Source organism: Saccharomonospora sp. NPDC046836, assembly GCF_040645195.1.
In the GTDB taxonomy this organism is placed as follows: domain Bacteria; phylum Actinomycetota; class Actinomycetes; order Mycobacteriales; family Pseudonocardiaceae; genus Prauserella_A.
The window spans coordinates 37,078-51,401 of record NZ_JBEYXW010000041.1; the positions used below are offsets into that span (position 1 = coordinate 37,078).

The 14,324-nt window shown below is 66.1% G+C and carries 12 protein-coding genes and 3 pseudogenes; 8 read left to right on the forward strand and 7 right to left on the reverse strand.

What is annotated here, in order from left to right; genetic code table 11:
- Positions 1-45: 45 nt before the first annotated feature.
- The 8 genes and pseudogenes from ABZ863_RS30515 to ABZ863_RS30550 all read left to right on the forward strand — a co-directional run bounded on the left by ABZ863_RS30515 (position 46) and on the right by ABZ863_RS30550 (position 4,956).
- Positions 46-279 carry a transposase gene (locus ABZ863_RS30515; RefSeq protein ID WP_358542701.1) on the forward strand — a complete coding sequence of 78 codons (234 nt, stop codon included), beginning with the start codon at positions 46-48 and terminating at the stop codon, positions 277-279.
- 446 nt (positions 280-725) lie between these two features.
- Positions 726-1,178: a substrate-binding domain-containing protein gene (locus ABZ863_RS30520; RefSeq protein WP_358542704.1), complete on the forward strand. Its 453-nt coding sequence runs from the start codon at positions 726-728 to the stop codon at positions 1,176-1,178.
- Positions 1,179-1,209: 31 nt separating this feature from the next.
- On the forward strand, positions 1,210-1,965 hold the full coding sequence (locus tag ABZ863_RS30525; RefSeq protein WP_358542707.1) for an SDR family NAD(P)-dependent oxidoreductase: 756 nt from the start codon (positions 1,210-1,212) through the stop codon (positions 1,963-1,965).
- Position 1,966: 1 nt separating this feature from the next.
- The gene (locus ABZ863_RS30530) at positions 1,967-3,709 is read left to right on the forward strand and encodes a hypothetical protein (RefSeq protein ID WP_358542710.1); all 1,743 of its coding nucleotides are present in this window, start codon (positions 1,967-1,969) and stop codon (positions 3,707-3,709) included.
- A gap of 365 nt (positions 3,710-4,074) precedes the next feature.
- Positions 4,075-4,167 (forward strand): annotated as a pseudogene (locus ABZ863_RS30535) (hypothetical protein); the annotation flags it as partial.
- Between the two features lie 35 nt (positions 4,168-4,202).
- A complete protein-coding gene (locus tag ABZ863_RS30540; protein WP_358542731.1) occupies positions 4,203-4,577 on the forward strand; it encodes a hypothetical protein in 375 nt (124 codons plus the stop codon).
- Positions 4,481-4,696 (forward strand): annotated as a pseudogene (locus ABZ863_RS30545) (IS630 family transposase); the annotation flags it as partial. The gene ABZ863_RS30540 and the pseudogene ABZ863_RS30545, both read left to right, overlap by 97 nt.
- A 29-nt stretch (positions 4,697-4,725) precedes the next feature.
- Complete coding sequence (locus ABZ863_RS30550; RefSeq protein ID WP_358542733.1) at positions 4,726-4,956, forward strand: hypothetical protein; 231 nt, start codon at positions 4,726-4,728, stop codon at positions 4,954-4,956.
- 68 nt (positions 4,957-5,024) lie between these two features.
- Here ABZ863_RS30550 and ABZ863_RS30555 read toward each other — a convergent pair whose 3' ends face one another.
- From ABZ863_RS30555 to ABZ863_RS30585, 7 genes and pseudogenes are all read right to left on the reverse strand, one after another.
- Positions 5,025-6,785 (reverse strand): DUF5605 domain-containing protein, encoded by a 1,761-nt coding sequence (locus ABZ863_RS30555; RefSeq protein ID WP_358542713.1) that lies wholly within the window; start codon positions 6,783-6,785, stop codon positions 5,025-5,027.
- A gap of 1 nt (position 6,786) precedes the next feature.
- Positions 6,787-7,644: a carbohydrate ABC transporter permease gene (locus tag ABZ863_RS30560; RefSeq protein WP_358542715.1), complete on the reverse strand. Its 858-nt coding sequence runs from the start codon at positions 7,642-7,644 to the stop codon at positions 6,787-6,789.
- On the reverse strand, positions 7,641-8,414 hold the full coding sequence (locus ABZ863_RS30565) for a sugar ABC transporter permease (protein WP_358542718.1): 774 nt from the start codon (positions 8,412-8,414) through the stop codon (positions 7,641-7,643). Before ABZ863_RS30565 ends, ABZ863_RS30560 begins: the two co-directional genes overlap by 4 nt.
- 218 nt (positions 8,415-8,632) lie before the next feature.
- Positions 8,633-9,889, reverse strand: a complete 1,257-nt coding sequence (locus ABZ863_RS30570) for an ABC transporter substrate-binding protein (RefSeq protein ID WP_358542721.1) — start codon at positions 9,887-9,889, stop codon at positions 8,633-8,635.
- Positions 9,890-10,103: 214 nt separating this feature from the next.
- Positions 10,104-11,990 carry a family 78 glycoside hydrolase catalytic domain gene (locus tag ABZ863_RS30575; RefSeq protein WP_358542727.1) on the reverse strand — a complete coding sequence of 629 codons (1,887 nt, stop codon included), beginning with the start codon at positions 11,988-11,990 and terminating at the stop codon, positions 10,104-10,106.
- Positions 11,991-11,996: 6 nt separating this feature from the next.
- Positions 11,997-12,923: pseudogene (locus ABZ863_RS30580) on the reverse strand (alpha-L-rhamnosidase N-terminal domain-containing protein); the annotation flags it as partial.
- 174 nt (positions 12,924-13,097) lie between these two features.
- Positions 13,098-14,120 (reverse strand): LacI family DNA-binding transcriptional regulator, encoded by a 1,023-nt coding sequence (locus ABZ863_RS30585; protein WP_358542723.1) that lies wholly within the window; start codon positions 14,118-14,120, stop codon positions 13,098-13,100.
- Between the last annotated feature and the right edge of the window lie 204 nt (positions 14,121-14,324).

Sequence of the window (14,324 nt, forward strand, 5' to 3'; positions counted from 1 at the left end):
ACCTGGTCCGGGTCCTCTGGCCGCCCAGCGCCGAGGATTCTGGGGGTGGACGACTTCGCCCTGCGCCGCGGCCATCGCTACGGCACGCTGCCGGTCGACATCGAGTCCCGCCGCCCGGTCGACGTGCTCACCGATCGCGCCGCCCAGACCCTGGCTGACTGGCTGCGCGCCCATCCCGGCGTCCAGATCGTCTGCCGAGCCCGCGCCATCGCCTACGCCGACGGCGCCCGCGACGGCGCACCAGACACAGTCCACGTGGCCGATCGCTGGCATATCTAGAGCAACCTGGCCGACGCGGTCGACCGCACTGTGGACCGACACCAGGATTGCCTGACCGTCGCGACCGGGAGCGCCCCCAAGGACGAACCGGCTTCAGACGAGGGCCAACCCGAGCCAGACCAGCATCCGCAGCCGGCGATGCCCGCCACACAAACGGATCGGACGGACGGACCGGCGGGCAGCTCGAGCTCGAGAACGGCACGCGGTCGTGCACGCACTACTCGCCAAGGCGTTGCCACCAAGGAAATCTGCCACCAACTCGGTCTTGCACACGGCACGGTCCGCCGCTTCGATCACGCCTCGACTGGCGAGGAGTTGTTGACCCGCAACGGAACCGGACGCCAGACCAGCACCCTGGAGCCGTTCAAGCCCTCCTTGCACTAACGCCAGAACGACGGCTGCGGACCGGCTCAACGGTGCGCTCTCCGTCGTCGGGCCCGAACCCGATGCCACACTGGAAATCATCCCCGTTCCGGAACGTTCAGTGGAGGCAGGCATCGCCTGCGCCAAGGAGATCGCCCGTCGCGCACCGGAGCACCGTCCCGACGCGCTGTTCTGCGTCAACGAACCTGCTGGCGATTGGCGTCATCCAGGCGTTCGCGGCCTCCCAGGAGGTGCGGGTGCCTGACGACATCGCCGTCATCGGATATGACGACATCGAGTTCGCGCAGTCCACGATCGTGCCGCTGAGCACCATCCGCACCCCGCACGCTCAGTTGGGTACCGCCCTCGCGGACTTGCTCTTCGACGCGATCGCGCGCCTGGCCCCCGACGCCGGGCCCGGCGGGAATCCGCAGCGCCCACCAGATCGAGTTCTCACCCGAACTCGTCGTCCGGGCCTCCACGGACCGCGGCCGAACCACTCGTTTCGTTCCTCGATACTTGCCTGTATTGATTGAATCGTTTTACCCTCGTTTGAGGAGGACAGGCATGTGCAGGCTGGAAGGTAAGACCGCTCTCGTCACGGGAGCGGGGACGGGGATCGGCTACGCCATTGCCGCGCGGTTCGCGCGGGAGGGCGCCCGCGTCGTGATCGCTGATCGCAACGGGGATACCGCCGCGGAGGCCGCCCGGCAAATCGGCGGCTTCGCCCGAGTCGCGGTGATGGACATCTCCGACGAGGCGTCGGTCGCCGGTGCTTTCGCCGAGCTCACCGAAGTTGACTGGATCCCCGACGTCGTTGTCGCGAACGCTGGCGTGCAGCTGTTCGGTCAGGACGCTCCTGCGGCCGACCTCGACGTCGATGTCTGGCGCAGGACGATCGACATCAACCTCACCGGGACGTTCCTCACGGTGAAGTACGCGATCCGCGGGATGCTGGAGAAGGACGGCGGGTCGATCATCCTGACCGGCAGCCCCACGGGCGTCAACGGCGAGGGGAAGGACTTCACCGCGTACAGTGCATCGAAGGCGGGTATCCACGGCCTCGGCCGCACGGTGGCTGCAGCGTATGCCGACCGCGGCATCCGGGCGAACACGGTCGTGCCTGCCTACACCGAGACCGGCCTCGTGACGACGATCACGTCCGATCCCGAGTCGCGGGCCGCGATCATCGGGCGCATCCCGATGGGCCGGGCAGGCGCCCCGGAGGACGTGGAGGGAATCATGGTGTTCCTCGCCAGCGATGACGCCGCTTTCGCCACCGGCGCGCTCTTCGCGATCGACGGCGGGATGTCGACGCTCTGACATGTCGCAGGCCTGGCGCTCCTCGCACGGACCGAGCCGCTACTGGCGCTCCGGCGCGTGGTCGCTGGAGCTGCGCCACGACGAGATCGCCGACATCGCATTCGACGGGCGGTCTGTCCTGCGCAGCGTCCGGGCTGTCGTACGCGACCGCGACTGGAATACCGCCGCGTGGGTGAGCGAGGGTGCTCGCGAAAGTGCAGACGCCCTCCACCTCGCGCTGCGCTCAGACGGTCACGGCTCGGCCATCTCCGGAATGCTGCATGTCACAGCATCCGGGGACACGCTCAGCGTGACGTTCGACGCGGTCTCGCACACCGAGTTCGCGACCAACCGCACCGGTCTGGTCGTGCTGCATCCCCCACAGCTCACCGGGCATGACCTCACCGTCACACACACCGCTGGGCCGGAGGAGACGACCAGGTTCCCTGTTGCGATCAGTCCACATCAGCCGGTGTTCGATATCGCCGGCCTCGCATGGCACGCCGGCGGGCTCGCCGTCGACGTGTGCTTCTCAGGCGACGTGTTCGAGATGGAGGACCAGCGCAACTGGACCGACGCGTCGTACAAGACCTACAGCCGGCCGCTCGCTCTGCCGTTCCCGTACGTCCTCGAGGCCGGCGAACGAGTCGTGCAGTCGGTCGTCGTAACCGCGCAGTCGGTCGGCACCGAGCCCGCAGCCGGTCCAGTCGATCGCATCGTACTGGAGCGCACGGGCGTCTTCCCGGCCGTGACCGTCGGAGCCTCCACCGCTCCAGATCCCGCTCCGTCGGTCGCTCCCGTCGGTTCCTCGCTCCTCGTAGAACTGGACCTGGCCTCATCCAACTGGAGTGCGGCGTTGAGGCGTGCCGCCGCATCCGGCCTTCCGCTCGACGTGCGCTTCGTGCTGGACGACGAGGACCACGGCGGCATCCGGTCGGGAGTAAAGGCGCTCGCCCCGCATCGCATCGCACGGGTGTCAGCCTTCTGGCCGACAGGACCTGCGCGGCACGTTTCCGATGTCGCAGCCACCCGGCTGCTGCGCGAGGCGCTCGCCATTGCGGGCATCGACATCCCGGTGATCGGGGGTGCAGGCTCGCACTTCACCGAGCTGAACCGCGAGTACCATCGTCTCCCTGACGATCTCGACGGGGTCGTCTTCAGTGTCACTCCGCTGTTCCACAGCCTGACGACGGAGCAGCTGACGGAGTCGCTTGCAATGCAGCGCTTGGTCGCCGCCCAGGCTGTCAAGATAGCCGGGGGCGCTCCCGTCCATATCGGACCGATCAGCCTGCGCCCGCACTTCAACAACGTGGCCACGACGCCCGCGCCGGTGTCGCCCTCCACCGACCTCCGCAGCGGCTACGGCCCCCAGCTCATCGACGCCGATGACGACCGGCAATCCTCGCCGGAGCTCGCCGCGTGGACGATCGCGAGCGCCGCCGCGCTGGCCGTGCCGGGTGTCGACAGCCTGTCGTACTTCGAGGAATGGGGACCGCGCGGCATCCGCACTTCCGAGGGCGAAGAACTCGCAGTCGCAGTCGCCGTAAAGGCGCTGTCCGTACTCTCGGGTTCTCTGTTGCTGAGCGGCGAGAGTCCTGACGGCCTGCTCTGGGCCATCGGGGGCGAGACGAGCGAGGGCATGACGGTCATCATCGCCAATCTCGATCGGGTGAGCCGGTCATTTTCGCTTCAGTTCGCCGGGACTCCGCCTCGGGTGGACGTCCTGGCCGGAGAGTGGTTGCGGATCGATCTACCGCAGAGTTGAGCCCAGCGAGCGCGAGCTGCTCACCCGATGCACGGCGACCAGGTCCGCTCTCGTCGTTGGACAGCATGGGCCCCGCGATGCGTTTGCGTGTGCGTCATCCAAGCGGGCCATCCACCCGCGCCCTCTTCTTTAGTTGAAATTTACCCGCCCGCCTGCCGCGCTAGTGCTGTGTCATAGCGGGTGATCGTTGCGGGGCCAGGCTGGGTGGATGGCAGATCCAGTTCGAGTGCGCAGGCTGACCGAACAGAGGGCCGGCGGTTGCAGCGGATCGTGCGAAGAGGAACCTGCTTGGCTGTGCGGCTGCGCCGTGGCTGGTTCAGGGCGACGAGGACGCGATCCGCGGTGTGATCCATCGGTTCAATGAGATGGGCCTGGCCAGCCTGGCCCCTCGGTGGGCGGGTGGCCGTCCCCGCCTGACCAGCCTTGACGACGAAACCGTCATCGTCGCGACGGCCACCACCCGACCGGAGACGCTCGAGCAGCCGTCCACCCGGTGGAGCCTGCGCAAACTCGCCGCGTCGGGATCGGCCGGGAACGGTTGCGGCAGTTCCTGCGCAAGCACGAGATCACTTTCCAGCACACCAAGACCTGGAAGGAATCCAACGATCCCGACCGGGACGCCAAGCTGGCCCGCATCGAACACGTCACCAGCAAGCTCCCCGACCGGGTATTCGCCTTCGACGAGTTCGGCCCACTCACCATCCGGCCGCACCTCGGCGCCCGGCTGGCCAGAAAAGGACGTCCCGACCGGCTGCCGCGAACTATCACAAGCTGCACGGGGTCCGGCAGTTCCACGGCTGCCACGCCGTCGGCGACGACACCCTCTGGGTCATGGCCCGCAGGAAGAAATCTGCCGCGAACACCCTGACCGCGCTTACATCAATCCGTGCCGCACGCCCGGACGGGGCACCGATCTACATCGTCGTGGACAACCTCTCCGCCCATCGCGGCGCCGCGATCCACGCGCGGGCGGCTCGCCACAAAGTCGAACTGTGTTTCACTCCAACGTATTCATCGTGGCCAACCCGATCGAGGCGCATTTGGGGCCGTTGCGGACCTTCGTGGTTGCCGACTCGAACCACCCCAACCACACCATGCTCGCCCACCAGCTTCACGCCCATCTGCGGTGGCGCAACGCAAACGCCCGACACCCAGACATTCTCGCCGCTCAACGCCGCGAACTCGCCCGCATCCGCAGCGAAAAAGGGATCCGCTGGGGCGGCCAGCCCATCACCCAAGCCGCATGACCACCCCGGCAAACCTATCTGGACACGGCACTAGCTGTTGCGGGTCAAAGCAGTCCCGTCCGATGTTGTCACGGCGCAGCTCGCCCTGGTGCACCATCGGTCGCCGCGCTCATGCGGACCGCGATGTAGGGAACGCCGGGAAGGTCGATTTGGAACCTGCCCCGGAACGTGCCCGGCAGCTCAGTGATCGTCATGTTCCAGGTGTCGATGACATCTACCTGGTAGGCGGTTGCAGGGTCGAGGACGAACCGGCGGAATGTCGGCCGGGTGGCGCCGAAGTAGTAGAGAAAGTACTCGCCTTCTGTCCCCGCCCGAGGCACGTCCCAGTTGATCGGCGCCGGCTCCAGTACGGGGGCCTGTTCGAGGATTTCGCGGAGGAAGGCAATGCGCGCCGGGCTACTGCCCACGAGCTCGCCGCCCTTGGACCACCACAGGTCTTCGGCGGGGTTGAGGTAGGTCTCGCCGTGGCCGATGTACCCGCCACGGATGGCGCCCTCCCAGAACCGGCGGGTCATTTCTTCGCCGGAGATGTTGCCCCACCCCTGGTCCAGGTCGCCCTCGTAGCCGCACTCGTCTACGACGACCGGCTTGCCCCATTGGCGCCAGACCTCAACGTCCTCGGCCGTGCGATAGACATCGATCCGCTGCATGCTGACGTGCGTGATCCACTCTCGTGACTGGTCGAACGGTGCACGGCAGTTGTGGATGGAGGTTAGGTGGCCATAGGGATCGTTCTCGCGGATCGCAGCCGCGATCGCATCCCAGTCCGGTACCGACTTTGTGAAGACGATGTCCCACTCGTTTGCCAGTGACCACCAGACGGTGGGGAAGGCGGCGAGGCGGGCGACCACGTACCGGACGTAGCGCACGTCCTCGGCGCGGCTCATCGCCGAGAAGCCCCAGCGATCGTAGGGATGAAACAGGATAAGGTCGGCCTCGATGCCGAGGGCCGCGAGTTCGTCAATGCGCCGCTCCAGCTGACCGAAGTAGACGGTGTCGAAGCGCGCAGGGTCCCAGCCGTCGTCCGTCTTCACGAACGGATACCGCTCCGGCTCGTTCTGGTTGTACATGTAGGACTTCGGGAAGAGGCACATGCGCATCTTGTTGAACGGCGAGCGGGCCAGCGTCTTCACCGTGCTGTCCTGCAGCTCCTCGGGCTGATGCGTCCACGCGTAGGCCGTGGTCCCGATGGGCAGGTAGCGTTCGCCGTTGTCGTAACGGAAGTGGAACCCATCCGGCCGGACCAGTCCGCGCGCGTCGTGGTCGTCATCGACCGCAATCGTCCCGGCGATGCCGTCGATGCTGCGCGCGTTGCTGCGCAGCTCGAAACGAAGGGTGCCCGGGCGCTGCGCCAGCACGCGCACTCGGTAGATCCCGTCGCCGTCGTAGAAGCCGGGGACCACGAACTGATCGGTGCCGTCGTCTACGAACGCGTCGAGCACGACGTCGATAAACGGGTTTCCTCCGGACGGCCCTTGGAGGCTGATCTCCACGCGCCCGCCGACGCGTGCGGGGCCGGCCACCGAGAACGAGGCGGATGCCCGTGGTGTGGCGGGATCCTCCACGTCGCCGCGCGGGAAGTCGATGCGGCTGGGCTCGCGGGCCGGCGGCTCCGCGGGGGGGAGCGCCTCGATCTCACGGATCGCCTCGGTCCACACCTCTGGTCTGTCCATGAGCGACGCCTCGGTGCGTAGCACGAGCTCGACGGGGTACTGGTGCAGGATATGCAGCACGCGGGACGCTATGAGCTCGGGTGCCACCCGGGTGAGGATCGCGCGAGCCCGGTCGTCGTGGAGGACCTCTTGCAGCGGAGTTCTGGCAGAGAACATGTCAACCTTTCACGGCGCCGGCGAGGGCCCCTCGGACGAAATAGCGTTGGAACAGCAGGTAGATGATGACGACGGGCAGAACGGACATGATCGTGAAGGCGTTGAGCGGACCGAAAGCGCTCGTCATCTCGCTCTGGAACGCCTGGACCGCCAGCGGAACCGTCCACGACTCACGGTCCTGCAGGAGCACCAGCGCCATCCCATACTCGTTCCACGTCGAGACGAAATCGAGAATGAACAGCGCCGCGAGAGCGGGCTTGGCCAGCGGCAGCACGATCGAGAAGAACAGCCGCATGTTGCCGGCGCCGTCCAGGCGCGCGCTCTCGTCGAGCTCGCGGGGGATCGCGCTGAAGAACCCGTAGAGGATAAACACCTGGTATGGCATGCCGAAGGCGATGTACGGCAGGATCACGCCGAGGTGGGTGTTCAGCAGGCCGAGGTTAAGTATCGTCTGGAACAGAGGGGCGATCGCCACCTGCACCGGCACCATGGCTCCGAGCGCGATAACGGCCAGGAGCGTGCCCTGGAAGCGGAATCGCAACCGGGACAGCGCGAACGCGGCCATCGCGGAGAAGACCAGGCCCAGTGGCACCTTGATGAGCGCGATGATGAGGCTGTTCGATCCGGCCTGTAGCATCCCGCCGCGTTCGAAGGCTGAGGCGAAGTTCTCCCACTGCGGATCCAGGGGCGGGAGGAAGGTGGGGGTCGTGTAGATCTCCGCCTCGGTCTTCAGGGAGGTGAAGACCATGAACAGAATGGGGGCCGTCCAAACCAGGAGCGAGATGGCCAGGGCGATCCACAGCCCCACCCTGCGATAGTCGACCCGGGATGCGCGCTTTCGGCGCTCGACGACGGTCATGACTGCCGCAACTGACGTGCGTTCCAGAGGATGTACGGAACCACTACCACGAGGGTTAACACGAGCAGCACGGTGGAGATCGCGTTGCCCGCACCGTAGTCGCCGTTGACCAGCGACTGCGTGTACGACCAAAGCGCGAGCACCTGGGTGCGCTGGGCGGGACCGCCGCCGGTCATGCCGACGACGAGGTCGAACAGTTTGATGGAGTGGATGACAGTGGTCACCACGACCACGACTAGCGCGGGTCGCAGGGCCGGCAACGTGACGTTCCGGAACACCTGGAACCTGTTCGCGCCGTCCACCTGGGCCGCTTCGATGTGGTCTTGGCTCACCCCCTGCAGGCCGGCGAGGAACAGCACCATATTCGTGCCCACGATCTGCCAGACGAAGGCTGCGAAGATGGAGTACAGCGCCAAGTCGGGATTGCCCAACCACGCGATGTCGTTCAGCCAGGGGATGCCCAGCATGTCGCCCAGGCTCGCCGTCACGCCCAGCGTCGGGTTGTACATCCAACGCCACACGTTCGCCACCGCGATCGACGCGATGACGCCGGGGATGTAGAAGACCGACCGGAAGACATTGCGACCGAACAATGGCCGGTTGAGCGCGAGCGCCAACAGCAGACCGACGCCGACCGGCACGATCATCGAGAGGAACACCCAGATCAAGGTGTTGCCGAATGCGCGCCAGAAGACCGTGTCCGCCGTGAACAGGCGGACGTAGTTGTCAGTCCCACGAACGTCAGCGGCGCCCCGCGATAGCCGCTCCATTCGAAAAAGCTCAGGAAGACCGCGCCGACCATCGGGTACACGACGAACGCGCCGTAGAACAAGAGAACGGGCACGAGGAACGGCACGGCTGCCAGGAACCCGGTCCCGCTTCCGAACCTTCGGCGCCGCGTAGGCGTCGAAGCGTTCGAGGATGTCACCATCGTCACCACCATCCAGGGAGTCGGGGCGTCACCGCGATGGCGCCCCGACCGGACCCGTCAGAGACCGTCAATGAACCGCTGCATCTCGGCTCCCGCCTGGGAGGGCTGCAGCTCGCCCGTGATCACCGCGTTCTGGACGCGCCACAGCTCGGTGGTGATGTTCAGGGGCAGCGCCTGGTCACTGTTGATGAAGATCCCGGTGGCCTCGTCGATGATCGTATCCCACGACTTGTCGAGGTCGCTGCGATCGCCTTCGGGCAGGGCGTCGAGGTTCACCGACCGGCTACCGAGCACCTCGGTGATCCGGCGCTGCGGATCCTCGGAGGCGAGGAACTCCAGGAATCGCATCGCCTCGTCGGGGTGCTCGCTCGTCGCGCTGATGTAGTTGGCCGTGGTGAAGCCGTACAGCCTGTCGACACCCGGGAAGGATACGACCCGCCAGTCGTCCTCGTTCTGGCCATTGTCGCGCAGCAGCTGGTTAAATGGATCGCCCTCGATGCCCATCGCTGCGTTGCCCGCGAACAGTTCACCGAATGCCTCGGTGTTGCTGATGCTGATGAAGCCCTTGTTGAGGTAGTTGCCGGCGAACTCGGTAAGGAGGTCAAAGGACTCGGTCACGCACGCCTCGGCAGACCAGTTCGCCTCGAGCTGCCGGAGCGCGTCGAAGGTCTCCGGCCCGCACGTGGCCTCCATGATGTTGTCGAGCAGGCGCATCACGTGCCAGTTCACCGTCCCGCCAAACGCGAAAGGTGTGATCCCTGCGTCCAGGAGGGCCTTCGAGTCCTCGATGAGCTCATCGAAGGTCTCCGGAGGCGAGTCGATCCCGGCCTGCTTGAACAGCATGTTGTTGTAGAACAAACCTTGCGCCCGAGCCTGCCACGGGACGCCGTGATGGCCACCGTATTGGGTGATGGTGTCGAGGGTGCTGTCGCTGAACATCCCCTCGTCCCACCCCAGCTCCTTGTAGTACGACGTGAGGTCAAGGCTGGCGCCGGCGTCGACAATGTCGCCGACCTGCCCGAGGCCCGTCCACATGAAGAAGATGTCAGGGGCGCCGTCGGTGCCCGCCACTGTGCGCAGCGCGTCCTGGTGCGGGTCGCCGGAACGTTGCTCGACGCTCACTCGGATGTCGGGGTTTTCCGCCTCGAACTTCTCCACGAGATCGGCGATCACCTCGTTCGCGGTCTCGGAGTTTTCCGCGAGCTTCCACCAGACGATCTCGGTGGTATCGCTGGATTGCCCCTCACCGCCGCACCCGGCGAGCGCAGCGGCGATCAGCACCACGGCCGATGTAGTGGCAATTCTGTGCTTCATCGGTCTTCCTTTTTCAGCTTCGTTGCTTTCGTCGGAATGCGAATCGCGGCGACTGGAGCAGATGTGGGTTCCGCGTCGAACGTCGGTGGAACGTTCCACCGGGCGCATACATTGTCATTTCTCACAGCGGGAGTCAAGTTTCTACAGAAGGTCGGCCGATGACCAACGCGACGCCCTCGCAGAGGTCATCGCGCAACCCTGCTGTGGTGCTGCATCAGTTGGCGGACGGTAGGTTCGCGAGTCTCCTCGCAATTCGGTCCATGACCTCGACCGGCACCTTGTCGAGCGGGTCGCGGAGGGTGCGGCCCTCCGTCCAGACGAGTGAACGCCGTAAGGCAGCACCCCGATCGGGGTCCCATGCCTCCAGCTCACTTATCACGGCGGCGTAGGCCTCTCGCGAAGCGAGCACGTCGGTCATCGGACCGTCGAGACTCGGGACGGGTAGAGCGGACGGCGGGGAGGGAAGCGGGACCACCCACGAGTGCGTCCCGGCACCGACAACCTCCCGCACGTCGGGCAGGCGCACCTCGATCTCCACTCCCGGCGGAACGCTCAGCGTCGCTTCGAGGCGCCCCCTGGTGCGACGCCAGCTCGCGGCGATTCGACCGTAGGGACTGTCGTGCCACACCGCGGCGTCATCGACACGGTCGATCGGCACGGGAGCGAACAAGGCCCGACGGAAACCCGGTGCGCGTCGGCTGAGACCTCCAAGGGCTCTATGCATCCAGTCGGCCACCGCCCCGAGCGCGAAATGATTGAACGAGGTCATCTGGCCCGGATTGAGCGCGCCGTCCTCGAGCAGGGAATCCCATCGCTCCCAGATCGTGGTCGCGCCCATCGTCACGGGATACAGCCATGACGGGTTCTCGGTCTGGAGCAGGAGACGGCCGGCGACGTCCGCGTGACCGGTCGCGGTCAGCGCGTCGCACACCACCGGCGTGCCGAGGAAGCCCGTGCTGATGCGGTACGCGTGCCGACGAACGAGTTCGGCGAGCCGGTCACCGAGCTGGCCGCGCCTCTCGTCCTCGACAAGATCGAACGCGAGGGCCAGCGCATACGCGGTCGCGGCGTCCGACATCATCCGACCGCGGGGCGTGATGTAGGTGTCGCGGAACGCCTGACGGATCTCCGTCGCGAGGGCCGCATAGCGTTGCGCCTCCTCGTGGCGACCGACGAGCTTCGCGGCATCGGCCGTCAATTGGGCGGAGCGGGCATAGTAGGCCGTGGCCACGATGTCCGGATCCGCCTTGGCCTTGCCCGGTTGATCTGGCGGGGCACCGGGGTCCAGCCAGTCGGCGAACTGCCGGCCGTCCTCCCACAGCGGCGCACCGCCGGTCCGATGCCGCACCGCCTCGACCCAGGCGATCATGGCGTCGAGATTCTCGCTGAGCACCTCGTCATCGACGAACGCGTCACGCAGGACCCAGGGCACGAGGGTGATCGCATCGCCCCACCCCGCGATCGGCTCGAACAAGCCGGGAACTTGAGGGATCACGGCGGGTACGACCATGGGAACGACGCCATCGGCAGCGTTCTGCTCAGTGCGTACGTCCCGCAGCCACGATCGGAGGAAGGCGTCGCAGTCGAAGAGAAAGGCGGCAGCCGGAGCGAAGACTTGCACGTCACCGGTCCAGCCCAGCCGCTCGTCACGTTGCGGGCAGTCGGTCGGTACCGAGAGGAAATTGCCCCTCGCCCCCCATACGACGTTGTCATGCAGCCGTTGGAGGAGGGGGTGGGACGTATGGAATCCTCCGATCCGACGCAGGTCGGTCCCGAGCACGTGAGCGACCACGTCGCCGGGACGCAGTTCTCCAGGCCAGCCGGAGATCTCCGCGAAGCGGAATCCGTGGAAGGTCCCTGCCGGTTCCCATTGTTCGGGTTCTCCGCTTCCGATGAACAGGTCGGTGGCGGCTGCGTTCCGCAGCGGTCTCACCGCGAGTTCTCCGCCCTGCAGGATTTCGGCGTGGCGGAGTGTGATGCGCGTTCCCGCTGGCGCGTGCACCCGAAGACGGAGCCGACCGACGATGTTCTGACCGAAGTCGAGGATTATGACTCCCCCGGGGCCCGGGAGTACGGCGATCGGCTTGAGCTCCTGGGTCACGCGCACAGGAGGAGAGATGCGCGGAGTCGGCGCGATCGGCGAGCGCCATGTCGTGACGGGAGACCAGCCCGTCGTATCGAAGCCGACGGTATCCCAGTCGCGTGGTTTTCGGCGGGCGTCGAAGAATTCACCCTGGTAAATGCTCTACGAGTGTGCCCCGCCGCGCGCCCACCTCCAGCTTCCGTCGCTCACAACGGTCTGGAGCGCCCCGTCTCGATACTCGAGAACCAGCATGGCGCTGGCCGTCGGCGCTCCCTGGTAGAACCTCGCCGCGGCGTCGCGAAAGCCGAAGCGCTCCGTAAACCAGGCACCGTAAAGCTCGAGGCCCAGCACATTCGTCCCGGCGCGTATCACACCGGTGACATCGTAAGTGTCGTAGTCCACGCGCGATTGATAGCTGGTCCAACCCGGCGCGAGTTCGCGATCGCCCACGCGCTCGCCGTTGAGGCGAGGACGAACAGCGCCAAACGCGCTTACATACAGCGTCGCGCGCACCGGCGCAGCGCAAGCCTGAAACTCACCTCGGAGGAGAGCAGGGTTCTCGTCGCCGGATCCGATAAAGAGCGCCGGCCAGGAGTTGACCGTGCCGCCGAGGATGGCTGCGGGCTCGCTCCATTCGCTCACCCACCCCGCCGTATCGCGCACTCGCACCCGCACGCTCACCCGCTCTCGCGGCGTCAGAGGCGCGAAAGGCCACGGCCGCAGAACCGAGTCCGATCCAGCAACCTTGGTGCATTCGACATTGTCGCCCCGCCGGATCTCGATGTCGGCCGATTCCTGCCTCCATCCAGAGGGAGCAGTCTCGACCCGCCAGGATAGGCGCGGCCGTTCGGTCGGACTGAACCCGTCGATGACGTCTGGGACGCTCAAGAGGACACGGGCGCTCGCGCGAGGCGCGAGTTCGTCGCGCCGACATTCCCGCTCCGTCGTCACGTGGCAGGACCGATCGCGCGAGCGACTATAGCGATCGATGCGGCTCCGCGCGTCGATCGCACCAAAGTCGCGTCTAGAGCCACGGGATCTATCACTCTCATGCTCGAAGCCTCCTCACTGGTGGAACGTTCCACCAGATCAAGAGGATGCCACTTTCGCGCGGTGGAGGCAAAATCAGGGCGCTACGGTGGACGCCCGCACGACGAGCCACGGCGCGAACTCGCGTTGCCTCGGCATCGACGACGACGTAATTCCCGTTTCGGCAAGAATCAGGTCGGCAGCTGCCTCCCCGAGCTCGGACTGGGGGGTACCGACCGATGTAAGTGGGACGGCGGGGGTCTGCGCGAACTCGATGTCGTCATACCCCACGACCGCCACATCTTGTGGCACGCGGACGGTCCCCGCCAGCCCGTGGACGACCCCGATGGCCACGAGATCGTTGACGCAGAACAGCGCGTCCGGGCGCTCATGGGCGGGCAGATCGGCGATGGCGCGGCCTGTGGCGATGCCGCTCATGACGCTGCGCTCGGCAGTTGCGACGACCTCGATTGACGCCCCCGCCGCGGATGCGACTGCGCGGGCTCCTTCGAATCGCAGAGTGATTTGCTCCACGGCGAGGGTGTCGGTGATAAAGCCAACCCGCCGCCGGCCTAGCTCGAGTAGATGTTCGAGCGCGAGCCGCCCACCCTTGGCATGATCGATTGAGACGGCGGGTTGATCCAAAGCTCGGGGATGCCGTGTCATCAGGACACTCGGGATTCCCATGTCGCGCAGCCGCCGCAGATCGTCCTCAAGGTCCCCCAGCGGCGATACGATCAGCCCGCTGACGCGCTGACGCTCAAACAGGCTCAGGTAGCGTCGTTCACGGCTGCCGTCTCCTTGGTTGGTCGCGATCAGCAGATCGATGTCGTGCTCAGCCAGACGCGCTGCCACCGCGTTGGCGATGACTGGGGTACGCGCCGCGGCGAGTTCGAAAGCGACATATCCGACTACCGGGCTGCGACCCGTGCGGAGGGTTCGTGCGGCGTCGTTAAGCGAGAACCCGACAGCATCCATCGCATCCGCAATCCGGCGGCGTGTTGCCTCGGACAGCTTTCCCGGATGGTGGAAGTAGTTCGACACCGACGACTTCGACACGCCAGCAAGATCGGCGACCTCCAGGATAGTGGGTCTCAATCGCCGCCTCGGTGCCGTCATTGGTCCTATCTTAGGGCTCGGTAGACGCTCCGATGCCCCTGAGGGCGGGCCACTGTGGCAACGGCACTCGAAATTTGTTTCTGGCACGCTTTCCGTGATCTGGCCCGTCTGTCGGCGGTCAGTGAAAAATCCCCGTAGGCGGCCAGTTGCCGCCCCATAGGTGGCCAGTGATTTCCCCGCTGGTGGCCAGATATCTCCCCGGTG